This window comes from Mesobaculum littorinae, from assembly GCF_004011175.1.
Classification (GTDB): domain Bacteria; phylum Pseudomonadota; class Alphaproteobacteria; order Rhodobacterales; family Rhodobacteraceae; genus Tranquillimonas; species Tranquillimonas littorinae.
Genome location: NZ_RQXX01000001.1, coordinates 729740 through 752251, shown reverse-complemented (window position 1 = coordinate 752251; position 22512 = coordinate 729740). Strand labels below are relative to the sequence as shown.

Below are 22512 nucleotides of genomic sequence, written 5' to 3'. Positions count from 1 at the left end.
TGGATTGCCCGAGATGATCGAGAGGCTGCGCAGGCGCCAGCTGTTGCCGCGCCTCCGTTGGCCATGGGGCAGGGGCGACGCGACAGGGCGGGCGGCCGGACGGGGATCGCAGCCGTCCGAAGCCCCGGCAGCGACGCCGCGCAACCTGGCATTCGGCCACCACGACGACACCCGCGGCTGGCTTACCCTTCCTCAGGTCCTCGTGCTCGCGGGATATTGTGCCCTGGCGGTCGTCATCACCGGGGTGATCGGCCAGCTTTCCTACGAAAGCTACCTGCAGTCCCTTCGCCTGCGGGCGACGGTCGAGCTGACCGAGGTGCGCGAGGCGATCGAATCCGAGGTCTTTTCGACGCTCTTGGCCCTGCACGAGCTTTCCGGCCGCATGAGCGAGATCGCCCCCGAGAACGTCGAGGATTTCGCGACGATCGCCGGAAGCATCGACAACCGCGTGCCCGGGCCGATCAGTCTTTACGTCACGCCCACGGACGGGCCGACCTCCAGCTATGGGCAGCCGGTCGATACCCGGTCGGCGATCACCGGCACGTCCGAGGGCTATCTAGCGGAAGACGCGAGCCTGCCGATGAACGATCTGGTCCGCGTCGATGTCGAGCGGGGCGAGAGTGGGCCGCGCTATGTCGTCGCGCGGCGCCCGATCTTTGTCGATGGCGGGATCTGGGGGATGGCCGCGGTCGCGCGCAACCTGTCGTACTTCGTGCTGACCAACGAATTCAATGAACACGCCGAGGATTACGACCTTCTGATCCTCGATGAGACGGATCCGGCGGGCCCGCCGATCTATGGCGACCCGGCGGTCCTGACCCAGGATCCGGTCGCGCTGATCTTCGATTTCCCCTATGATGCCTGGCGCCTGCTGAGTGTGCCGACTGGCGGATGGCCCGGCAATGCACCGCACTACCTGCGGGATTACGGGCTGATGGCGCTGGTCTTCACAACGATCTTCGGCGGCCTCATCTACATGATATATCTGAGCGAGATGCGCCGCCGGGCCCAGCTGCGCCTGTCCGACGCGCTGGAATCCCTGGACGACGGGTTCAGCATGTTCGACCGCGAGGGGCGGTTGATCATGGCCAATAGTCGGTTCGGCGAAATCTACGACCGCATGGAAGACCTGATCCGTCCCGGAGTCGATTTTGAGACCGTCCTGCGCGAAGGCGTCCGCCGCGGCCAGTTCCCCGAGGCGGGCACCGGGCCCGAGGCGCGGACCTATGTTGCCGGACGCGCCGCCCGGTTTCGTGAAGGGGGGCATACCTCGGTCCAGCGGCTGGCCAATGGCCGCAGGATCCGCGCCAAGGACCACCGGATGAGCGATGGAGGAATGGTTTCCCTGCGTACCGACGTGACCGAGCTTGAGCGCGCGACCGAAGAGGCCGAGGCCGCAAACACCGCCAAGACGCGGTTCATCAACGTGCTCAGCCACGAGTTGCGCACCCCGCTGACCGTGATCCTGGGCAATGTCGGGCTGACACTGAACCTGCGCCGCTTCGGTCCCGGACAGGCCTTGTGCAGCGCCGTCGAGGACGAGAGCACGCCCCCGAACGTGCGCGAGGCCACGGACGCCCTGTTCCGCCATCTCGAGACCAGCATGAAGACACTGGAGCGGTCGGGGCAGCACCTGCTGGGCCTGATCAACGAAATGCTGGATTTCGCCAAGATCGAATCCGGCACGGTCCCGATCACGCTGACCCTCTGCCCGGTGCGGCCGCTGCTGCTGGAGATCGAGGAACAGATGCGCCCGCTGGCCCAAGCGAAGAATATCGCCCTGCGCATCCATGCCGGGGACGAGGTCGTGGTGGCCGACCGGGTGCGGCTGACGCAGATCATCTTCAACCTGATCGGCAACGCGCTGAAATTCACCGAGGACGGTTCGGTCACGGTGACCAGTCGCGTCGATGGAGGCCGGGTGCGCATCGCCGTCACCGACACCGGCCCCGGGATTGCCGAGACCGAGCTTGCCTCGGTCTTCAAGGCCTTCCACCAGGTGGATTCGTCCTATACCCGCGCGTCCAAGGGCACCGGCCTGGGGCTCGCCATCTCGCACGCGCTGGCCGAGGCGATGGACGGCAGCCTCGACCTGCGCTCGACGCTCGGCGAGGGGTCGACATTCGAAGTGTCTTTGCCCGCCGCGCGGGGCATGGCCAAGCGCGAGCCGGCTGAGCAGAACCCGGCAGCTTGAACCACCGCCCCGGGGGGGGCGAGACCCTCGACAGGTTGTTCAATAGGAATGTCACGATAATTCCATGGGCGTGCCCGGCGCATCTTGCGCTGACCGGGCTGGCCCAAGCCCCCTTGCCGCCATAGCGGTAAGTGGCGGAGAGACAGGGATTCGAACCCTGGGATCCCTTGCAGGATCAACGGTTTTCGAAACCGCCCCGTTCGACCACTCCGGCACCTCTCCGCGAAGGGTCTGGCGGGGGACATAAATAACCGGCGCGACGGGCGCAACCACTTTTCCTGCGGCATCTCGCCGGTTTACGTTACGGGGCCTTGGCAGCAGCGTGCGACAGCATAGGTTGCCGTCAGTCAGCCCCCATTGCCACGGAGCCTTTCCCATGCGCCGCGCCCCCACCGGCCCCTCCCTCGCCGTCCTCGCCCTCGCCTTGGCCAGCACGTCTCTGCCCGGCGCCGCGCTGGCCGCGTCGCCTGCGGAAATCGACCGCCTTTATCAGGCGCTCGACATGCCGCAGGTGATCCAGCTGATGTCGGATGAGGGCCGGAACTATGCCGAGACGCTGCGCGAAGATCTGTTCCCCTCGCGCGATCCCGCCGCGTGGGAGGATGTCGTAAGCGCCGTCTACGCCCCCGACCGGATGGAGGAGGTGATGCGCGCCGCCTTCGCCGAAGAGATGGAGAGCGTCGCGGCGCCCGAACTGCTGGAATTCTACGAATCAGAGTTCGGCGGCCGCGTGGTCGGTCTGGAACTGGACGCCCGCCGCGCCATGCTGGACGACGATGTCGAGGCCGCGGCGGAGGAGGCCGCGCGCGACCTGCGCGACCAGACCGCGCCCCGTGTCGAACAGCTTGACCGGTTCATCGAGGCCAATGACCTGATCGAGCTCAATGTCGTCGGCGCGCTGAATTCCAACTACGCGTTCTACGACGGTCTCGCGCAGGGGCAGGCGCTGCCCGGCGAGATGACCGAGGACGACATGCTGCGCGATGTCTGGACGCAGGAGCCCGAGATCCGCGCCGAGACCATAGAATGGCTCTATGCCTATCTTGGCCTTGCCTACGAACCGCTCAGCGACGAAGAGCTGGAGCGCTACACCGAGCTGTCGCAGACCGACCCGGGCACTGCGCTGAACCATGCGCTCTTTGCGGCGTTCGACGTGATGTACGCGGATATCTCGCGCAATCTCGGCCAAAGTGCCGCCGAGTTCATGGCCGGCCAGGACATCTGAGGGCCGGACGGCCTTCCGCTCGTCCGCCGGGGATGGCAAAAGTCGGGCCATGACACATACGCCGCTTCTGTACGTCTCGATCTCGGATCTCGTCTTCTGGGAAGTTGCCGCCCCGATCCTGGGGCGGCTGGGCCAGCGTGGACGGGTCCGGGTCGAGGCGAGCCTCGGTCCGCGCCTGCGTCAGACGGTGCCGCGTGTGGCACAGGCGCTGTCCGGTACCGGGGTGATCCTGCGCCGCGACGGCACGTTGCGGCACAAGGTCGGGTGCGCGCTGGACGTCCTGCGCGCCACGGCGGTGATGTCGCATACCGACCCCGTCGCGCTGCCAAAGGCCACGCGGATCCGCGAACAGGCGATGGTCAGGGCAGGGCGGCCCGGTATCTTCCTGCAGCACGGCCTTTTCCAGCCCGGCGTCGTGACGCGCGATGGCAAAACGCCGCGCCCGTACTACGCCGACCGGCTGCTTGTCTGGGACGATCCCGACGGCCCGCGTTCGGCCCTGCTGCCCGAGACCCGCACCCATGCCCGGCGCATCGGGTTTCCCAAGCATCCGGTGCTGGCCCCGCATCCGGGCCTGCCCGGCCGCGCCGATCTGGGCGGTGGCCCGATCGTGCTGGTGGCGCATAAATGGCGGGCCGACGGGCTGCGGCTGGCGGACGTGGGCGACACCGCCCCGCACGGCATGCTGGCCCGCGTCGCGGCCGCCCACCCCGACACCACGTTCCTGTTGCGCCCCAAGCGCGGGCGTACGCGCGCCGACGTCGCCAGCGGAGACGAGGTTCTGGCCGCGGAATACCCCAACGTGCACGTCGCGAGCTTTGATTCCGGCCCGTTTCGCGGCGCCACCTTCGACGACCTGATCGCGCTGTCCGATCTGGTGGTGACCACGCCCTCGACCGCGGTGCTGGACGCGATCTATGCCGACCGCCCGACAGCCATCCTCGACAATACGCAGGATCTTCTGGCCGACCTGCCGCAGGTAGACGGTGTCGCGGCCTTCACCGAGCTTCTGGCACGGCCCGAGGCAGGGTCGGCCGCGGCGACGGCGCTCAAGGACCGGTTCGGCGCGGTGGACGTTAACCTCGACCGCGCGGCCGAGGTGATCGAAGAAAGGCTGGGCGCCAGCTAAGCGGGACCCCCGCAGCGGGCGTGGCAGATGAGTGTCACCCTGCGCCACAAGGCTTGACAGCGGGCCGCAGACCCCCGATAAGCCCCGGACCTTTCCGGGCGACCGGAACAGGTAGCTATTTTGATTCCGCCCCAGGAAGGGCGCGCAGTCCGAGGCGGCCGGTGACCCGGCCCGAAACGCCCGCTCAGGTCGGGGGCCACAGCGACGCGAAGATAAAAAGGAAGACGACATGTTTGCGGTCCTCAAGACCGGCGGCAAGCAATACCGGGTTCAGTCGGGGGATATCCTCCGCGTCGAGAAACTCGCGGCCGCCGCTGGCGAAACAGTCCAGTTCAATGACGTGCTCATGGTCGGCTCCACGATCGGCACCCCCCTCGTCGACGGCGCGGGCGTGCAGGCCGAGGTGATTGAGCAGATCAAGGGCGAAAAGGTCATCCACTACGTCAAGCGTCGCCGGAAGCATTCGTCGCAGCGCACCAAGGGCCACCGCCAGCAGCTGACGCTTCTGCGCGTGACCGACATCCTGGAAAAGGGTGCCGCCGACAGCGGCGTGAAGGCCGCGCTTGGCGCCGGCTCCGTCCCCGGCGGCGCTGGCGAGCCTGCGCGTTATGCCAAGAATAAGGCCGACCAGGCGGAGATGTCGAAGCGCGTCACCACCGGTGAAGCCAAGGCCAAGGCCGAAGACGCCCCCACCGGCGCCAAGCCCGGCAACCTGCTGAGCGAGCCGCGCGACGGATCGGCCGACGATCTGAAAAAGCTGTCGGGCGTCGGGCCGAAGATGGTCACCACGCTGAACGAGGCCGGCGTCTATCATTTCGACCAGATCGCTGCTTGGTCCGAGGCGGAAATCGCCTATATGGAAGAAACACTTCCCGCCCGCGGCAAGGTCGCAGGCTGGGCCGAGCAAGCCAAGACGCTCGGCTCGGAATAACCGCACCGCGAAGCAAGGAGAAACGACATGGCACACAAGAAAGCTGGCGGTTCCTCGCGCAACGGGCGCGACTCTGCAGGCCGCCGTCTCGGCGTCAAGAAATTCGGTGGCGAATCCGTCATCCCCGGCAACATCATCGTGCGTCAGCGCGGCACCAAGTGGTGGCCGGGCGAAGGCGTCGGTCTGGGCAAGGATCACACCATCTTCGCCACCTCGGAAGGCCACGTGACCTTCCGCAAGGGCCTCAAGGGCCGCACCTTCATTTCGGTTCTCCCGGTGGCGGAGGCCGCTGAGTAAGCCGAACCTCGAAGGTTTCAGATCGTGAGGGGATCGGCAGGCTGCCGGTCCCCTTTCTCGTTTACGCGGTCGCAATCGCGAAAGGGCAGAGATGACCCGACATGCAGATCGAAGCGACGCCGCACATGCGTCCGTCATCTTCGACACGCATCCTGGCCCCGCTGGCCGGCCCTTGGGGGCCGGGCGCGACGCGGGTGCGCGGATTCGGGCCTCGGCTGCGCGGTTGCGGCAGCGCGCGACAGGCCCCCTTGCGGGGCGCTTCGCCGGGCGGCTGCCGTCCCTGCGGTGCCCTGACGGGCTTTGGCCGCAGGCGCCGGGCGCAGCGGCGGTGTCGCTGTCGCAGCCCGAGATCCTCGGGCTTCTGGGTGCGTCTGTTTCCGCCGTGACGCTGCCCGCGGCGGTCACTCTGGCCGTCTGCACCTTGTTGGCGGGTCACAGCGGATCCGGGAGGGGTCCGCACGTCTCCGTGGCGAAGGCGCCGGCGGGGGCAGGGGGGCCGGACACCGCACCGGTCCTTGGGCGCTTTGGAGGAGGAAAGACGCCATGAAGATCGACACGATCACGAACCAGCCCGAGATCGAAAGCGAACGGTTCGTGCTGCGCCCGGTCCGCCGGTCGGATGCCGGTCTGCTGAAGCTTTACACCAGCGACGAACGCGTGGCGCGCGGATCGCGGTCGATCCCGCACCCGTTGCCCCCCGGCGCGACCGAGCATTTCATCGCCCGCGCCCAAAGCCCCGACCGGTCCGAGGATGTCTGGGTCATGGACGGCAGCGCCGCGGGCCTCTCCGAGGTTCTGGGCGTCGTCGGGCTGGAGCGGATGGAGCGCGAGCAGTCTCAGATCAGCTACTGGGTCGCTCCGGTGTTCTGGAATACCGGGCTGGCATCGGACGCGGTGCGGGCGCTGATCGCAGCCAACCCGCATGGCGCGCGCACGCTCTTTGCCGAGGTGTTCCAGGACAATCCGGTGCCCGCCCGGGTTCTGACCAACGCGGGCTTCGACTATATCGGCGATGCCGAGGCCTATTCGGTCGCGCGCGGCGGCCGGGTCGCGACCTGGACCTACTCGCTTAAACTGGATTGACGTGATGACCGGGGTCGCCTCCTTCATTTCGACCCCGCGCCTGACGCTGCGGCCGCTTGGACCGGACGACGCCGAGGCGATCGTACACGGGATTGGAAACTACGACGTCGCGCGGTGGCTGTCCTCCGTGCCCTATCCCTATGACCCCGGCCTCGCGCGGGACTACCTGGCCAGCCCGATCGCGGCGCCCGGCCGGGCCTGGGCCATCTGCGATGCGACCGGGCTGCGCGGCGTCATTTCGCTGAACGGCGAGCTGGGCTATTGGCTGGCGCGCGACGCCTGGGGCATGGGCTACCTGACCGAGGCGGGCGATCACCTCGTGGATGCGTGGTTCGCGCGCCGCGGGGCCGCGCCGCTCGTGGCTGGCTACCTGCCGGGCAACGACCGTTCGGCCCACGTGCTGACCAAGCTTGGATTCGTACAGTCGGGCGTCGCGCCCACGACCTCGCGCCCGCTGGCGCAGCGCCTGGACGCGCCGCAGATGGTGCTGACCCGGGCGCGCTGGCAATCGCGCCGCAGCTACCGGCTGGAGACGCCGCGGCTGACGTTGCGCAGTCTTCGGCTGCGCGACTGGCGGGCCCTGCAACGCCTGGGTGCCGATCCCCGCGTTGCCCCGATGATGGCCTCGCTGCGCACGCCCTGGCCCGCCGCCGAGGTGCGCGACTGGATCCGTGCCGCGCCCTACCGCGGCCGCCCCGGGTTCCGGCTGGCAATCTGCCGTCGCGGACAGGTGATCGGGTCGCTGGGCCTCGGGCCCCTGCGTGCCGGCGCGGCGCCGGATCTGGCCTATTTCCTGGGGCCCCGTCACTGGGGGCGCGGTTTCGCGACCGAGGCGGTCGGAGCCTTCGTCGCCGACGTGATGGACCGCTTCGACCTGCCCGCGGTGACGGCCGGACATTTCGCCGACAATCCCGGATCGGGCCGGGTGCTGGGCAAGCTGGGCTTCGTTCGCACGGGCGAAGAGATGGCCCTGTCGGCCGCGCGGCTTGAGCCGGCGCGCAATCTTCTTTATCGGCTGGACCGGAATTCCCTGAGGCAGGTGCCATGAAATTTCTCGATCTCGCCAAGGTCTACATCCGCTCGGGCTCGGGCGGCGCAGGCTGCACCAGCTTTCGGCGTGAAAAATACATCGAATACGGCGGGCCTGACGGCGGCGACGGCGGCAGCGGCGGCGACGTCTGGGCCGAAGCGGTCGAGGGGCTGAACACGCTCATCGATTTCCGCTACCAGCAGCATTTCTTCGCCAAGAACGGCACCCCCGGAATGGGCAAGCAGCGCACCGGGGCCCAGGGCTCGGACATCGTGCTGCGGGTCCCCGCGGGGACCGAGATCCTGGACGAGGACGAAGAGACCGTGATCGCCGACCTCGCCACGCCAGGCGACCGGATCCTACTGGCCGAGGGCGGCAATGGCGGCTGGGGCAACCTGCGGTTCAAGTCCTCGACCAACCAGGCGCCGCGGCGAGCCAATCCCGGCCAGCCGGGTGTGGAACGGACGTTGTGGCTACGGCTGAAGCTGATCGCCGACGCGGGTCTTCTGGGTCTGCCCAACGCGGGCAAGTCGACGTTCCTCGCCGCCACGTCGAATGCGCGGCCCAAGATTGCCGATTACCCCTTCACCACCCTGCACCCCAACCTTGGTGTCGTGGGCGTGGATGATGCGGAGTTCGTCATCGCCGACATCCCCGGCCTGATCGAGGGTGCGAGCGAGGGGCGTGGCCTGGGCGACCAGTTCCTGGGCCATGTCGAACGCTGCGCCGTGCTGCTGCATCTTGTCGACGGCACGGCGCAGGATATCGTTGCCGACTGGCAGACCATCATCGACGAGCTCGACGCCTATGGCGGCGCCCTGGCCGACAAGCCGCGGGTGACGGTCCTGAACAAGGTCGACGCGATGGACGAAGAGATGCGCGAGGCGCTGGCCGCCGAGCTGGCCGAGGTTGCGGGCCCCGTCATGTGCATGTCCGGCGTGTCGGGCGAAGGCGTGGCCGAGGTGCTGCGGGCCCTGCGCGCGCAGATCGGCGACGACCGGGTGCGCCGCAAGGCCGAAGAGGAGGCCGAGCTCGGGGAGGCGGGAGAGACCGGATGGACACCCTGACCGCAGCCGAAACGCGGCCGCGCCTCGAGGCGGCGCAGCGCCTGGTTGTCAAGATCGGCTCGGCGCTGCTGGTCGACCGTGCGACGGGGGATCTGCGCCGCGACTGGCTGAGGGCCCTCGCTCAGGACGTGGCCGAGATCCGCGCGCGCGGCACCGATGTCGTTCTGGTGTCCTCGGGGTCGATCGCGCTGGGGCGCGGTGTCCTGGGCCTCGCGCCCGGGCCCCTGGCGCTGGAACAGAGCCAGGCCGCCGCGGCGGTGGGACAGATCCGGCTGGCCCGCGCCTACGAAGAGGCGCTGGAACCCCATGGCCTCGTGACCGGACAGGTCCTGGTGACGCTTGAGGACAGCGCCGATCGCCGCCGCTACCTCAATTCCCGCGCGACGCTCAGCCAGCTTCTGCGGATGGGCGTGATTCCCATCGTCAACGAAAACGACACCGTGGCCACCGACGAGATTCGCTTCGGCGACAATGACCGGCTGGCGGCACAGGTGGCGGTGACAGTGGGCGCCGATCAGCTGGTGCTGCTGTCGGATGTCGATGGCTTCTACTCGGCCGATCCCCGCTCGGACCCCGGCGCCCGGCGCTACGACGTGGTGTCGGACATCACGCCCGAGATCGAGGCGATGGCCGGTGAGGCGACATCGGGCCTGTCGAAGGGCGGGATGAAGACGAAGCTCCTGGCCGCCAAGACGGCGACCGGCGCGGGCTGCGCCCTGGCGATCACCGAAGGGTCGGCGCTGCGGCCGCTCGCTGCGATGGGGCAGGGCGCGCCTGCGACATGGTTCCTGGCCAAGGAGGATCCGCAGGCCGCGCGCAAGCGCTGGATCGCGGCGATGAAACCGCGCGGCGAACTGGTCGTCGACGACGGCGCGGCCGAGGCCTTGCGCCACGGAAAATCCCTGCTGCCCGCCGGCATCTCGCGCGTGCGCGGCGATTTCGGGCGCGGCGACCCGGTCAGCATCATCGATCTGGCAGGCGTCACGCTGGGCAAGGGCCTCGTGCGGTACACGGCCGATGAAACCCGCGCGATCCAGGGCCGCCATAGCCGCGACATCGAGCCGACGCTGGGCTATCCGGGCCGCGCTGCGCTGATCCACCGCGACGACATGGCGGTTTGATTTACGCCGGGGCCCGCCCCACCTGACATGTCACACCTCCCAGAGCCCCCGGAAAGGGCATTGCCATGACCGACCTCGACGATATCCCCGCCCTGATGGAGCAGATCGGCCGCCGCGCCCGTGCCGCGGCCCAGCGGCTTGCCACGGCGAGCCCGGCCGACAAGCAGGCGGCGCTGACCGCCGCTGCCGGCGCGATCGAGGCCGAGGTGCCGGCGATCCTCGATGCCAATGCCCGCGATGTCGCCGCCGCCGAGGACAAGGGCCTGACGCCCGCGATGCTGGACCGGCTGCGGCTGGACCGGCAGCGCGTGGCGGCCATGGCCGCCGGTCTGCGCAACATCGCGGCCCAGGCCGATCCGGTGGGGGCGGTTCTGACCGAGTGGGATCAGCCCAGCGGCCTGCATATCCAGCGGGTGCGCACGCCCCTGGGCGTCATCGGCGTGATCTACGAATCCCGCCCCAACGTCACCGCCGACGCGGGCGCGCTTTGCGTCAAGGCGGGCAACGCGGTGATCCTGCGCGGCGGGTCGGAGAGCTTTCACTCATCCCGCGCGATCCACGCCTGCCTGATCCAGGGGCTCGCAGCCGCGGGCCTGCCCGAGGATGCAATCCAGCTGGTCCCCGTGACCGACCGCGCCGCGGTGGGCGAGATGCTGACGATGACGCAGCATATCGACGTGATCGTGCCCCGCGGCGGCAAGGGGCTGGTCGGCCGGGTGCAGGCCGACGCGCGGGTGCCGGTCTTCGCCCATCTCGAAGGCATCGTGCACATCTACCTCGACGCCGCCGCCGACCCGGAAAAGGCGCTGCGCGTGGTGATGAATGCCAAGACGCGGCGCACGGGCGTCTGCGGCGCGGTCGAATGCCTGCTGATCCACCGCGACATCGCCGATACCATCGGGCAGGGCGTAATTCGCGCGCTGATCGATGCGGGTGTCGAGGTGCGCGGCGACGACACGCTGGCCGGGATCGACGGCGTCATTCCCGCGCAGGAGGATGACTGGGGCCGCGAATACCTCGAAATGATCGTGGCGGCCCGCGTGGTCGACGATCTCGACGCCGCGATAGACCATATCCGCCGCTACGGCTCGTCCCATACCGAGGCTATCGTGACCGAGGATACCGCCGCCGCGGACCGTTTCACGCGCGAACTCGACAGCGCCATCCTGATGGTCAACGCCTCGACCCAGTTCGCCGATGGCGGCGAGTTCGGGATGGGCGCCGAGATCGGCATTGCGACGGGAAAGATGCACGCGCGCGGCCCCGTGGGGGCCGAGCAGCTGACCAGTTTCAAATACGTCGTGCGCGGCGAGGGCGCGGTCAGAAGCTGACCTCGATCAGCGCATCGCCCAGCAATGCCGCGGGACGCGCGCCCGCGGCCTCGGCCGCGTGACCGGCCAGGGCGAAGTGCACATCGCCCGGGCTGACCTCGTCCTCGGGATCGCCCTGGGGGGAAGGCTGGATCGCCGCCGCCAGGGCCCAGAGCGAGGGTTTCGGCGCCATCCGGTCTCCCTTGGCGTAGAACCGCCAGGTGGTTTCGTCCCGACGCAAGGTGATGGTGCCTCCGCGGGGCATCGAGGATTCGAGACACAGTATCAGCAGGAAAGCCAGCTTTGCCTCGGCGCGCGTCATGTCGGCATCGGCCTGCCAGTCCACCTTGGTCCGGCCATGAACATCGTCGAGGATCGATCGGATTTCGCGCAGCGCGATCATCTGCCCCGCCCCGGCCGAGCCGAAGGCGACGCGAAAGAACCGGATCCGCGCATTCGCATCCTTGACGGAATCCGTGATCAGCGACATCTCGGGCGTCATGGCAATACCGCTCATCTCGAGCAGTTCCAGGCCGTTGCTTATCGCCCCGAGGGGGCTGATCAAGTCGTGACAGATGCGCGATCCGATCAACGCGGGAAAATCATTGGCCATTGCGCCCCCAGGACTTGGAAAGACCGGACCCGATGACCGATCTGAATGCGATGCTGGAACCCGGAATGCTGGTCCGCCACCCGCAAGAGGCCGACTGGGGCCTGGGACAGGTGCAATCGAACATCGGCGGCAAGGTCACCGTGATGTTCGAACACGCCGGCAAGGTCGTGATCGATGGAAACAGGGTTGCTCTCATGCCGGTCTTCGACTCCTGAGTTTTCGCGTATCGCGGGTTAACCAATTCTCGCGAAATTATTAAAATTCTGTCAATGCCGGGATGCCGTGGCGGCGATGCCCGGGGACGCGTCGCGAACCGGCGGAAGTTTGCGCGGGTCGCTTGCCAACGCAGGCGTGGCTGCCTACAAGCTGGGCCCGTCATGAACCGGATGCGGTCCCGCCCGAACCCTACCGAGCCTCGTTTCAGCCTGCGCATCGTCCGTTCCGGGCCCGATCTCGCAGCGGCGGAACGGCTGCGCTACGATGTCTTCGTCACCGAGCTGGGGGGCGATGGTCCGCTTGTCGACCACGAGGCCCGGCGCGAACGCGACCGCTTCGATCCCGTCTTCGACCACCTTCTGCTGATCGACGAGAACCGCGCCCCGGGCGACCATGTGGTGGGCGTCTACCGCCTGCTGCCGAGTGACCGGGCGGCCGAGACGGGGGGCTTCTACTCCGAGGCGGAATACGACCTCGCGCCCCTGCGCGCCGGGGGGCGGCGGCTGCTGGAACTGGGACGCTCCTGCCTGCATGCCGATTATCGCGGCGGGACGGCGATGATGCATCTTTGGAACGCGCTCGCGGACTACGTGGCCCGGCACGAGATCGAAGTACTTTTCGGCGTGGCGTCTTTCCACGGGACCGATATCGCCGCGCTGGCGCCATCGCTCAGCTACCTTCACCACCGCCATCTTGCGCCGCCAGACCTGCGTGTGCGGTCGCGCGCGTTCCAGCCGATGGACCTGCAGCCCGAGGCGACGCTCGACAGGGTCGCCGCCGCGCGCGCGGTGCCGGCGCTGATCAAGGGATACCTGCGACTGGGGGGCGTGGTGGGCGAGGGCGCCTATATCGACCACGCCTTCAACACCACCGACATCTGCCTGGTGATGGACACCCGCACCGTGAACCTGCGGCAGCGCGACCTCTATCTGCGCGGCCGGGGCTAAGGCCGGACGACCGATGCAGACATGGCATTCCGACACGCCACCAGACCCCGTCCCCGCCCCGGGCGTGGCCGGCTGGGCGCGCATCGTGGCGCGCGGCGGCGCCATGGTCCTGCTGATCCTGTGCGGCCTGGTCCTGCTTCTTGTGCTGCGGGTGGTCGAACGGCCGATCTTCGGCCTGCGCCGCCCGGTGACGCCCTATATAACCCAGGGCGTCTGCCGCGGCGCACTCGCCATCCTGGGCCTGCGCGTGGTGCGGCACGGGCACCGGCTTGCCGGGCGCGGCGCGGCGGTGGCCAACCATGGCTCGTGGCTGGACATCTTCGTGCTGAACGCCGCGGACCGGGTGTATTTCGTGTCGAAGGCCGAGGTCCGCGACTGGCCCGGGATCGGCTGGCTGGCGCGCGCCACGGGCACCGTCTTCATCCGCCGCGACCCGCGCGAGGCGCAGGCGCAGCGCCGCCTCTTCGAGGATCGGCTGCGGGCCGGGCACCGGCTGATGTTCTTCCCCGAGGGTACCTCGACCGACGGGCAGCGGGTGCTGCCCTTCAAATCCACGCTCTTCGCCGCCTTCGTGACCGAGGATCTGGCGCCGGTCCTCGATATCCAGCCCGTCAGCCTGCGCTACATCGCCCCCGATGCCGCGCCGCCGCGGTTCTATGCCTGGTGGGGCGACATGGATTTCGGCTCCCACATGCTGAAACTTCTGGCCGCGCCGCGTCAGGGGCGGGTCGTGCTGACCTACCACCCCCCGGTCGCCGTGGCCCGCATGCCCGACCGCAAGGCGCTGGCGCGGGCGACGGGGCAGGCCGTGGCCCGGGGCTTTGCCGCAGCCGACCCCGCGCCGGGGCCCGACACCGGGCGCCTTGCCTAACCCAACGTCGCGCCCCATAACTTTCCCGAACTTCATGCTCTCGAACGGACCCATACCTTGCCCCTAGACATAGCCTTCTGGCTGACCGCCGGCGCGATCATCGTCCTTTTGGTCCTGTCGGCCTTCTTCTCGGGATCCGAGACCGCGCTGACCGCCGCCTCCCGCGGCAAGCTGCGCGCCCAGGCCGACAAGGGGTCGAAGGGCGCGCAGCGCGCCCTCGACATCACCGAGGACAACGAACGCTTGATCGGCTCGGTCCTGCTGGGCAACAACCTGGTCAACATCCTGGCCACATCGCTCGCCACCGCGCTCTTCACCCGGGTGTTCGGCGATTCCGGCGTGGCGCTGGCGACGCTGGTGATGACCCTGCTGGTGCTGATCTTCGCCGAGGTGCTGCCCAAGACCTATGCCATCACCAACGCAGAAACCGCGGCGGCGGGCGTCTCAGGTCCGATCCGGGTCATCATCACGGTGTTTTCGCCCATCGTCAGCGCCGTGCGGGCGCTGGTCCGGGGGGTGCTGCGCCTTTTCGGTGTGCGCACCGATCCTGACACCCAGATCCTTGCCGTTCGGGACGAGATCGCGGGCGCCCTGCACCTGGGCCATTCCGAGGGCGTGGTCGAGAAGGAGGATCGCGACCGCATCCTGGGCGCGCTGGACCTGGGCGACCGGACGGTCGAAGAGATCATGCTCCACCGCAGCCAGATCGAGATGATCGACGCCGACATGCCTGCCGAAGAAGTGCTGGAGCAGTGCCTGCGCTCGCCGCACACGCGCCTGCCGGTCTACCGCGAGCGCCACGAGAACATTATCGGCGTGATCCACGCCAAGGATCTCCTGCGCGCGATGTTCAAGAAGTCGGGCGATGAGGCTCCGGCCAAGGCCTTCGACATCCTCGCCGTGGCGATGAAGCCCTATTTCGTGCCCGAGACGACAACGCTGGACGACCAGATGCGCCAGTTCCTGCGGCGCCACACACATTTCGCGATGGTCGTGGACGAGTACGGCGCGCTGCAGGGGCTGATCACGCTCGAAGACATCTTGGAAGAGATCGTGGGCGAGATCACCGACGAGTTCGACGTCGACGGCGGCCGCCCGCTGCGCCGGTCGGACACCGGCGACTATGTGGTCGACGGCGGCATGACGATCCGCGATTTTAACCGTGCGACCGATTGGAACCTGCCCGATGACGAAGCGAATACCGTGGCCGGGCTGGTGATCCACGAAGCCCAGACGATCCCGCTGCAGGGGCAGGTCTTTTCGTTTCACGGCTTCCGGTTCGAGGTGCTCAGCCGCAAGGACAACCGCATAGCCCGCCTGAAGATCCGCCCGCTCTGACGGGCGGCCGCGGATCGGTCGTTCTCCATTCAAAGGACGGTCGGGCGCGGAGGTGGTCATGCCTCCGCGTCGCGGCCACCGTGGATCACGCGGCGCGGAGTGCGCCGCTCCGGCAGATCGGTGCCGGAGTGTCGGCGTGAGCCCGGGCCAGATCCACCGACCTCGGCCTTACCAGCACGCGCGCCCGTCAAACCCCGTAGATTTCGCCGAACTTCGCTTCGAGGTAGTCGAGCAGCGGGCCTTCGCTGGGCTCTTCTCCGGTCGCGTGGGCGATGGTCGCCCGCGGCGGCCGCAGGGCGCCGTGGCGCTGCAGCTTATCGCGCAGCCAGCCCGTGGCGGGGCCGGGATCTCCTGCGGCAAGACGCGTGTCCAGGTCAGGCAGATCGCGGCGCAGCGCGGCGTGCAGGCAGCCCGCGTAGACGTTGCCCAGCGTGTAGGTCGGGAAGTACCCGAACAGCCCCACCGACCAGTGCACGTCCTGCAGGCAGCCGTTCGAGGGGCGGTCGACGGCCACGCCGAAATCGGCCTCGAACCGTGTGTTCCAGGCCTCGGGCAGATCCGCGACGGGCAGGCTGCCGTCGATCAGCCGGCGTTCCAGATCGAAGCGCAGGAGCACGTGCAGGTTATACTGAACCTCGTCGGACTCGGTACGGATGAAGCCGGGATGCACCCGGTTTACGGCGGCATAGAATGCCTCGGGGCTGTCGACGGAGAGGGGGCCGAACGTGTCGGTCATGCGTGCGAAGATGTGCGAGGTGAAGGCGCGCGAGCGGCCCAGCTGGTTTTCGTAGATCCGGCTTTGGCTTTCGTGGACACCCATCGACACGCCCTGGCCCAGCGGGGTCAGCGCATGGACGGGGTCGATTCCCTGTTCGTAGGCGGCGTGGCCGACCTCGTGAATCGTGGAATAGAGGCAGTTGAACGGGTCGGTCGCGCTGGTTCGCGTGGTGATCCGCACATCCGCGCCGCCGCCCGACGAAAACGGGTGCACCGCCTTGTCGATACGTCCGCGCGTCATGTCGTAGCCGAAGGCCTGCGCCATCTCCCGTGTCAGGGCCATCTGCGCGGCTTCGGGGAAATCACCTGACAGCGCGGGCGAACGACGCTCGGCCCCCATGATACGGTCGCGCAGGGCGACCAGCCGGGGCCGCAGGGCGCCGAACATCGCGGTCAGGCTGTCCGCTGTCGCCCCGGGTTCATAATCGTCGAGAAGCGCGTCGTAGGGTGCACCGCCATCGGCCAGCGCCGCGGCCTTGTCGCGGGTGAGCGCAACGATTTGTTCAAGCGTCGGTGCGAAGGCGGCGAAATCCTCGGCGGCCCGGGCCTCGGCCCAGATCCCCTGGCTGACCGAGGTGACGCGCGCCAGCTCGGCCGCCAGGCGGGCGGGCACGCGCTGGGTGCGGGTATAGGCGTGCCGGATGCGGCGCAGGTTCGCCCGGGCGACTTCGTCCGTCTCGGCCCCCTCGGCGGCGTCGAGCCAGTCGCCGATGCGCGGGTCCGTGCGGCGGGCATGCAGCACTGCTTCGAGCGCGCCGATCTCCTCGGCCCGCTGCGGGGCGGCGCCCCGGGGCATCACGGTTTCCTGGTCCCATTCCAGCCGCCCGGAGACCTGGGCCAGCGCCTCGGTCTCGCGCTGAAAGGTCATGAGGTCGGTATAGGCGGTCATGCGGTCCCCCGGATCGATTGCGTCTTGGGATACTGGGCAAGGTGCCGGCCCCGCAGGATCAGGACCCACAGCACCACGGCGCCCACCTGGTGCAGGATCGCCAGCGGCCAGGGCGCGCCGTAAAGCACGGTGACGATGCCCAGCACCATCTGAACCGCCAGCATGGCGAAGACCGCGTTATAGGCGACACGCGTGCGCGGATGCGGCGAGCGGCCCGCGCGGCGCCAGACAATGATCCCGAAGATGAACAGCAGGTAGCCCGACACCCGGTGCATGAATTGCACCAGCCCGTCGTTTTCGAAGAAGTTGCGCCACCAGGGCACGATCTGCATCGGATCGGGGGGCAGGATGCCCCCCGCCATCAGCGGCCAGTCGGTATAGTTGCGCCCCGCGTCGATGCCCGCGACCAGCGCGCCCAGCAGGATCTGCAGGAAGGCAAAGTGCAAAAGACCGGTGCCCATCGAGAACAGCTTCGGCTCGCGGGTCCGGCGGGCCTGCATCAGCTCGGCCTCGGTCCGGCCAAGCGAAAAGACATACCAGGCGATGAAGCCCAGGATGATGAAGGCCAGCCCCAGATGCATCGCCAACCGATAGGATGCCACGTCCAGAGCCGCGCCGCCCAGGCCCGAGGAGACCATCCACCAGCCGATCGCCCCCTGCAGACCGCCGAGCGCGCCGATCCAGACCAGCCGTCCGGTCCAGCCCCGCGGGATCTTGCGGGACAGAAGAAAACCGAAGAACCCCAGCGCCCAGACCAGCCCGATCACCCGGCCCAGCTGGCGGTGACCCCATTCCCACCAGTAGATCGACTTGAACTCGGACAACTCCATGCCCCGGTTCTGCAGCTGGTATTCGGGGATCTCGCGGTACTTGGCGAATTCCGACTGCCAGTCTGCCTCGGACATCGGCGGCAGCGCGCCCGTCACGGGGCGCCATTCGGTGATCGACAGCCCGCTGTCGGTCAGCCGGGTCAGCCCGCCCACCGCGATCATCGCGACGACGAGGGCGAAGAGCACCATCAGCCACACCCGGATCGCACGGCGCGCCCCGCGCGGCCGCGCGTCGATCAGGCCGCCCTTGGGCGTGGCGTCTTTCGGCGCCTTTTCCGAGACCTCTTCAAAGATCGAACGTTTTCCGGCCATGGCTACCTTTCCGGCGCGTCGGTCGCCTGCTCGGCGTCCGGGGTGCCGCGCTCTTTCCAGCGGACCATCTGCCGCAGCGCGCCGTGCAGCATCTGCACGTCGGCGCGGGTCAGCGGCATCCGGCTCCAGAGATTGCGAAAATTCTGTTTCATCCCCGCGGCCTTCGCTTCGGGAAAGAAGAAGCCCGCGGTGTCCAACCGCCCCTCCCAGTGGCCGGCGAGCCGCTCGACCTCATGCTGGGGCGCGGGTTCGGTTCCGCCCAGCTCCAGCCGTTCGGGCGCGACCTCGGTGGTCTGGCGACCCCATTCGTAGGCAAGAAGCAGCACGCACTGCGCAAGGTTGAGCGACGCGAAGGCCGGGTTCACAGGCACCGAGATGATGGCATTGGCGCGAATGATGTCGTCGTTCTCCAGCCCCGCGCGTTCCGGGCCGAAGAGCACCGCGACCTTTTCACCGCGCGCCAGTCGGGCGCGGGCATCGGTCATCGCGGCCTCGGGGGTGAAGACCGGCTTGGTCAGACCGCGCGGGCGGGCGGTTGTGGCGTAGACGAAATCGGCCTCGCCGATGCCAGCGGGCAGGTCGGGGGCCAGCCGCGCCTCGTCCAGCAGCCGTCCCGCGCCCGAGGCCATGGCCACGGCGCGCGAATTGGGCCAGCCGTCGCGGGGACCCACGACGCACATCCGGTCCAGCCCGAAATTCCACATCGCCCGCGCCGCGGCGCCGATGTTTTCGCCCATCTGCGGGCGGACGAGGACGAAGGCGGGCTGGGTCATCGGGCTCTCGCGTTGCACGGGGGGCGTGATACGCTGCACGGCACGGGCGTGCAAGGCAGGCGCCCGCGAGATGGGCCCGGGCGCGGGTCGCCTTGGGGCCCGCGACGCGCGGCGCACCCGGCTGCCGCAAGGCGGCGCGGGGATGGGGAGGGTGACGATGGCTTGGGACAGAGGGCACGAGGCGCTGATGCGCTGGGATCTGGAAGGGCTCGACATCCGCGACAAACGGATGTTCGGCGGCCTTTGCTTCATGCTGGATGGCGCGATGCTGTGCGGGCTGATGCGGGCCGGCGGACTTTACCGTCCGGGCAAGGCCGCGCAGGCCGCCGCGCTGGCGCTGCCCGACGTGGCCGCGATGGAGATGGGCGGACGGCGCATGGGCGGGTACGTGGTGGCGGGCGAAGACGCCATGGCCGACGACGCGCTGCGCGCGCAACTGCTCGAGATGTCGCTGGCCTGCCTTCGCGATCTGCGCGCGGCGTAGCCAAGCGGGCAGGGCGGCGCTATAGGGGCGCTTCGATCAGCATGAGGAGTCGCCGCATGGCCGAACCCGAGGGACCGCAACTCTATCTCGTCACGCCGCCGGAGTTCGAATTGTCGAGCTTTCCCGAGAGACTGGCCCGCGTGCTGGACGCCCGGCCCACCGCCTGCCTGCGCCTTGCGATGGCCACCCGCGACGAGGATCGCGTCGCCCGCGCCGCCGACGCGCTGCGCGAGGTTGCGCATGCCCGCGACGTGGCCATCGTGGTGTCCGACCACACCGGGCTGGCCGAACGCCTGGGGTTGGACGGCGTGCACCTGACCGACGGCGCGCGCCGGGTTCGCAAGGCACGCGAGACGCTGGGCCCCGACGCGATCGTCGGCAGCTTCTGCGGCGCGCTGCGGCACGACGGCATGACAGCGGGCGAGGCCGGGGCGGACTACGTGGCCTTCGGCCCGGTCGCGGACACCGGGCTGGGCGGCGAAGAGGTCGCGACCCATGATCTGTTCGCCTGGTGGTCCGAGATGATCGAGATCCCCGTCGTGGCCGAGGGCGCGCTTGACGCCGCGACCGTCGCGGCGCTTGCGGGTGTCACCGACTTTTGGGCCGTGGGAGAAGAGATCTGGCGCCACGACGACCCGCTGGCCGCGCTCGACGCCCTGCTGGGGGCCGCGGGCTAGCAGCCGCACGACTGTATCCGGCAGGAACGGGAACTCCGCCCCGGGCCCATCTCTTGATCAGGCAAGCGCCGCAGCGATCTGCGGCGCGGCGCAAGTCAAGGGAGAGAGACTATGAAGATCCAGGCAGCCGTCGCCCGTAACCACGACGCCCCTCTGTCTTTGGAAGAGGTCGAACTGGACGAGCCGCGCGATAACGAGATCCTCGTGCGGGTCGTCGCGACCGGCGTCTGCCACACCGACATGGCGGTGATCGCCGGCCAGCTTCCCACGCCGCTTCCCGTCGTGTTGGGGCACGAAGGCGCGGGCGTGGTGGAAAAGGTCGGCGCCCAGGTCACCAAGGTGCAGCCGGGCGACCATGTCGTGATGACGATCGACAGCTGCGGTCAGTGTCCGGCCTGTCTTCACAACGACGTCACCTATTGCCACAACCAGTTCGCCCTGAACTTCGAAGCGCACCGTCCCGACGGTAGCCAGGCCATCCGCGCCGACAGCGGACCGCTCAGTTCGATGTTCTTCGGTCAGTCGTCCTTTGCCACCCAGGCGATCTGCCACGAACGCAACGCTGTGAAGGTGACGAAAGACGTGGACCTGTCGCTTCTGGGGCCTTTGGGCTGCGGCATCCAGACCGGCGCAGGCACGGTGATGAATGCGCTGGCAGTGACGCCCGGCAGTTCGATCGCGGTCTTCGGCGCAGGCTCGGTCGGGCTTTCGGGCGTCATGGGCGCGGTGGTGCAGGGCGCCACGACGATCATCGCCGTCGACATGGTGCAATCCCGCCTCGACATGGCGCGCGAGCTGGGCGCGACCCATACGATCAAGGCGGACGAGGGGGATGCTGTCGAGAAGATCATGGAGATCACGGGCTACGGGCTGGCCTATGCCTTTGACACGACCGGCGCGCCGAAGGTCATCCGGCAAGCCGTGGAATCGCTGGCGCCCAAGGGGACCTGTGCGATCGTCGGCGCCTCGGGCCCCGAGGCGATGATCGAGCTGAACGAAACCCACTTCATGTCCGGCGGCCGCCGGCTGATCGGTGTGGTCGAGGGCGAATCGACGCCCGACCTGTTCATCCCGACCCTGATCGCGCTGTGGCAGCAGGGGCGATTCCCGTTCGACAAACTGGTCAGCTTCTTCTCCTTCGACCAGATCAACGAGGCAATCGCCGCGTCCGAGAACGGCACCGCGATCAAGCCGATCCTGCGCATGGCCTGAGCCGCCCGAAACCGGGCCGAACGTCCGAAGGGAATAGGGGGGAGAACTTGGCGCACCCGATAGGATTCGAACCTATGGCCTCTGCCTTCGGAGGGCAGCGCTCTATCCAGCTGAGCTACGGGTGCGTTGGCGCTGCTATACCGGGCCGCGCCGGGCGCCGCAACGCAAAAGCCGATGGAGATCGCGACAAATTTCCACCGGTAGCGCCCGCCGGGCGGCGTCTGAACCACGTGACCCGGAACGGAAAAGGGGAGGCGCGGCGGCCTCCCCCTCATCCATCATCATGTCGCGGCTGATTCCGCCGTCCGGTTCGGGATCAGCTGCCCCAGCTCCGCACGTTGCCGCAGTCCATGTGCACGAAGTTCGAGCTGGTGTAGCGCCCGACGCCGCCGGCGTGGCAGGCCGAGGCCGCGCGCGCCATCTGGTCGACCGAACGAGAGGCCAGCCGAAGATCCGCGGCCTGTCCCTGCAGGTGCAGCGAATTCTTGGCGACACCGCCCGAGCGCGACCGCAGCATGGCGTTCGTCGCGGGCGACCGGTAGCCCGAGATCAGCATGTAGGGTTCGTTGACGTCCATCAGGTTGTGCGCGGCGGTCATGATGTCGACGGTGCGGCTGTCGATCTGCTTGATCTGGTTGTTACGCCAGTCGCGCATGAAGAAATTGATCTCGTCCAGCGCCTCTTTGATGTAGTCGCCGTCGATCCAGTAGATCATGTCGATGTTTTCGCCGGTCCGGCCGTTGTACATCTTGATCCGCCGGATGTCGCCAGCTCCGCGCAGCAGCCCGAAGGCGTTAGCGTAGGTCGGAGCGGCCACCATTGTGCCGGCCGCGAACGCGCCGAGAAGGCCGCGCCGGGTCAGGCCCGTCGTTTTTGATTGTGCCAAAATCTGCGTCCCGTCTTTTTACCTGTTAGGAGCCAGGTTGGTCCCGGCTTTCTGCCACCTCATCCCCAGGTGCACCCCCTCTATGACACAAGGGGCGGGCAAGGACCAAGCGTCGATCCGGTGGCATGGCCGCAATCTGGCCGGTCTAGGCAAAAAATTGCTTAACGGTGGAACTTTTCAGGGAACCAAACGCGAAGTTCCTGAAAGCGTGGCGCCGATGCCGCGCTGCCGCGTTCTGGCGTCATTGTGAATGGACAGTTTTCGCCTGACGCTCGAAAGGTGCTTCACGGGGGTGTGAGC

Annotated in this window: 22 protein-coding genes and 2 tRNA genes; 17 read left to right on the top strand and 7 right to left on the bottom strand. The window is 68.2% G+C overall.

Going from position 1 to position 22512, the window contains the following annotated elements; all coding sequences use genetic code 11:
- The first annotated feature begins 13 nt into the window (after positions 1 to 13).
- Positions 14 to 2194: a sensor histidine kinase gene (locus EKE94_RS03485; protein ID WP_164870808.1), complete on the top strand. Its 2181-nt coding sequence runs from the start codon at positions 14 to 16 to the stop codon at positions 2192 to 2194.
- 132 nt (positions 2195 to 2326) lie between these two features.
- On the opposite strand, the gene EKE94_RS03480 is transcribed toward EKE94_RS03485, so the two are convergent.
- Positions 2327 to 2416: transfer RNA gene (locus EKE94_RS03480), tRNA-Ser, on the bottom strand.
- Between the two features lie 154 nt (positions 2417 to 2570).
- On the opposite strand from EKE94_RS03480, the gene EKE94_RS03475 reads away from it, so the two are divergent.
- From EKE94_RS03475 to EKE94_RS03435, 9 genes are all read left to right on the top strand, one after another.
- Entirely contained in the window at positions 2571 to 3419 is an 849-nt protein-coding gene (locus tag EKE94_RS03475; protein WP_127905191.1) for a DUF2059 domain-containing protein, read from the top strand.
- Between the two features lie 49 nt (positions 3420 to 3468).
- A complete protein-coding gene (locus EKE94_RS03470) occupies positions 3469 to 4548 on the top strand; it encodes a hypothetical protein (RefSeq protein WP_127905190.1) in 1080 nt (359 codons plus the stop codon).
- 229 nt (positions 4549 to 4777) lie between these two features.
- A complete protein-coding gene (locus EKE94_RS03465; RefSeq protein WP_127905189.1) occupies positions 4778 to 5479 on the top strand; it encodes a 50S ribosomal protein L21 in 702 nt (233 codons plus the stop codon).
- Between the two features lie 27 nt (positions 5480 to 5506).
- On the top strand, positions 5507 to 5776 hold the full coding sequence (rpmA, locus tag EKE94_RS03460; RefSeq protein WP_127905188.1) for a 50S ribosomal protein L27: 270 nt from the start codon (positions 5507 to 5509) through the stop codon (positions 5774 to 5776).
- A 543-nt stretch (positions 5777 to 6319) separates the two neighbouring features.
- Positions 6320 to 6859, top strand: a complete 540-nt coding sequence (locus tag EKE94_RS03455; RefSeq protein ID WP_127905187.1) for a GNAT family N-acetyltransferase — start codon at positions 6320 to 6322, stop codon at positions 6857 to 6859.
- Between the two features lie 4 nt (positions 6860 to 6863).
- The gene (locus EKE94_RS03450; RefSeq protein WP_164870807.1) at positions 6864 to 7907 is read left to right on the top strand and encodes a GNAT family N-acetyltransferase; all 1044 of its coding nucleotides are present in this window, start codon (positions 6864 to 6866) and stop codon (positions 7905 to 7907) included.
- Entirely contained in the window at positions 7904 to 8956 is a 1053-nt protein-coding gene (gene obgE / locus EKE94_RS03445) for a GTPase ObgE (protein WP_127905185.1), read from the top strand. The genes EKE94_RS03450 and obgE overlap by 4 nt, the downstream gene beginning before the upstream one ends.
- Positions 8944 to 10077, top strand: coding sequence for a glutamate 5-kinase (gene proB, locus EKE94_RS03440; RefSeq protein ID WP_127905184.1), 1134 nt, complete (start codon positions 8944 to 8946; stop codon positions 10075 to 10077). The genes obgE and proB overlap by 13 nt, the downstream gene beginning before the upstream one ends.
- A gap of 65 nt (positions 10078 to 10142) precedes the next feature.
- Positions 10143 to 11408, top strand: coding sequence for a glutamate-5-semialdehyde dehydrogenase (locus tag EKE94_RS03435; protein ID WP_127905183.1), 1266 nt, complete (start codon positions 10143 to 10145; stop codon positions 11406 to 11408).
- Here the strand turns inward: EKE94_RS03435 and EKE94_RS03430 are convergent.
- A complete protein-coding gene (locus EKE94_RS03430; protein WP_235855880.1) occupies positions 11398 to 11904 on the bottom strand; it encodes a histidine phosphotransferase family protein in 507 nt (168 codons plus the stop codon). The genes EKE94_RS03435 and EKE94_RS03430 overlap by 11 nt on opposite strands.
- 128 nt (positions 11905 to 12032) lie before the next feature.
- Between EKE94_RS03430 and EKE94_RS03425 the strand changes: the two genes are divergently transcribed.
- The 4 genes from EKE94_RS03425 to EKE94_RS03410 all read left to right on the top strand — a co-directional run bounded on the left by EKE94_RS03425 (position 12033) and on the right by EKE94_RS03410 (position 15372).
- Entirely contained in the window at positions 12033 to 12215 is a 183-nt protein-coding gene (locus EKE94_RS03425) for a DUF3553 domain-containing protein (RefSeq protein WP_127905181.1), read from the top strand.
- A 171-nt stretch (positions 12216 to 12386) separates the two neighbouring features.
- A complete protein-coding gene (locus EKE94_RS03420; protein ID WP_127905460.1) occupies positions 12387 to 13163 on the top strand; it encodes a GNAT family N-acetyltransferase in 777 nt (258 codons plus the stop codon).
- A gap of 13 nt (positions 13164 to 13176) precedes the next feature.
- A complete protein-coding gene (locus EKE94_RS03415) occupies positions 13177 to 14034 on the top strand; it encodes a lysophospholipid acyltransferase family protein (protein WP_127905180.1) in 858 nt (285 codons plus the stop codon).
- A gap of 57 nt (positions 14035 to 14091) precedes the next feature.
- Positions 14092 to 15372, top strand: coding sequence for an HlyC/CorC family transporter (locus EKE94_RS03410; protein ID WP_127905179.1), 1281 nt, complete (start codon positions 14092 to 14094; stop codon positions 15370 to 15372).
- A gap of 187 nt (positions 15373 to 15559) precedes the next feature.
- On the opposite strand, the gene EKE94_RS03405 is transcribed toward EKE94_RS03410, so the two are convergent.
- Genes EKE94_RS03405 through EKE94_RS03395 form a run of 3 tightly spaced genes read right to left on the bottom strand, consistent with a single transcriptional unit; the run spans position 15560 to position 18953 of the window.
- A complete protein-coding gene (locus EKE94_RS03405) occupies positions 15560 to 17038 on the bottom strand; it encodes a carboxypeptidase M32 (protein WP_127905178.1) in 1479 nt (492 codons plus the stop codon).
- Positions 17035 to 18180 carry a heme A synthase gene (gene ctaA / locus EKE94_RS03400; protein WP_127905177.1) on the bottom strand — a complete coding sequence of 382 codons (1146 nt, stop codon included), beginning with the start codon at positions 18178 to 18180 and terminating at the stop codon, positions 17035 to 17037. The genes EKE94_RS03405 and ctaA overlap by 4 nt, the downstream gene beginning before the upstream one ends.
- A 2-nt stretch (positions 18181 to 18182) precedes the next feature.
- Positions 18183 to 18953: an RNA methyltransferase gene (locus EKE94_RS03395; protein WP_127905176.1), complete on the bottom strand. Its 771-nt coding sequence runs from the start codon at positions 18951 to 18953 to the stop codon at positions 18183 to 18185.
- Between the two features lie 157 nt (positions 18954 to 19110).
- On the opposite strand from EKE94_RS03395, the gene EKE94_RS18570 reads away from it, so the two are divergent.
- The 3 genes from EKE94_RS18570 (at position 19111) to EKE94_RS03380 (ending at position 21326) form a co-directional block, all read left to right on the top strand.
- Positions 19111 to 19437: a TfoX/Sxy family protein gene (locus tag EKE94_RS18570; RefSeq protein WP_164870806.1), complete on the top strand. Its 327-nt coding sequence runs from the start codon at positions 19111 to 19113 to the stop codon at positions 19435 to 19437.
- A gap of 56 nt (positions 19438 to 19493) precedes the next feature.
- Positions 19494 to 20114: a thiamine phosphate synthase gene (locus EKE94_RS03385; RefSeq protein ID WP_127905174.1), complete on the top strand. Its 621-nt coding sequence runs from the start codon at positions 19494 to 19496 to the stop codon at positions 20112 to 20114.
- A gap of 111 nt (positions 20115 to 20225) precedes the next feature.
- Positions 20226 to 21326 (top strand): NAD(P)-dependent alcohol dehydrogenase, encoded by a 1101-nt coding sequence (locus EKE94_RS03380; protein ID WP_127905173.1) that lies wholly within the window; start codon positions 20226 to 20228, stop codon positions 21324 to 21326.
- Positions 21327 to 21374: 48 nt separating this feature from the next.
- On the opposite strand, the gene EKE94_RS03375 is transcribed toward EKE94_RS03380, so the two are convergent.
- Together EKE94_RS03375 and EKE94_RS03370 are read right to left on the bottom strand one after the other, a co-directional pair.
- Positions 21375 to 21451: transfer RNA gene (locus EKE94_RS03375), tRNA-Arg, on the bottom strand.
- Positions 21452 to 21642: 191 nt separating this feature from the next.
- Positions 21643 to 22146 (bottom strand): YcbK family protein, encoded by a 504-nt coding sequence (locus EKE94_RS03370; RefSeq protein WP_127905459.1) that lies wholly within the window; start codon positions 22144 to 22146, stop codon positions 21643 to 21645.
- Positions 22147 to 22512 lie beyond the last annotated feature (366 nt).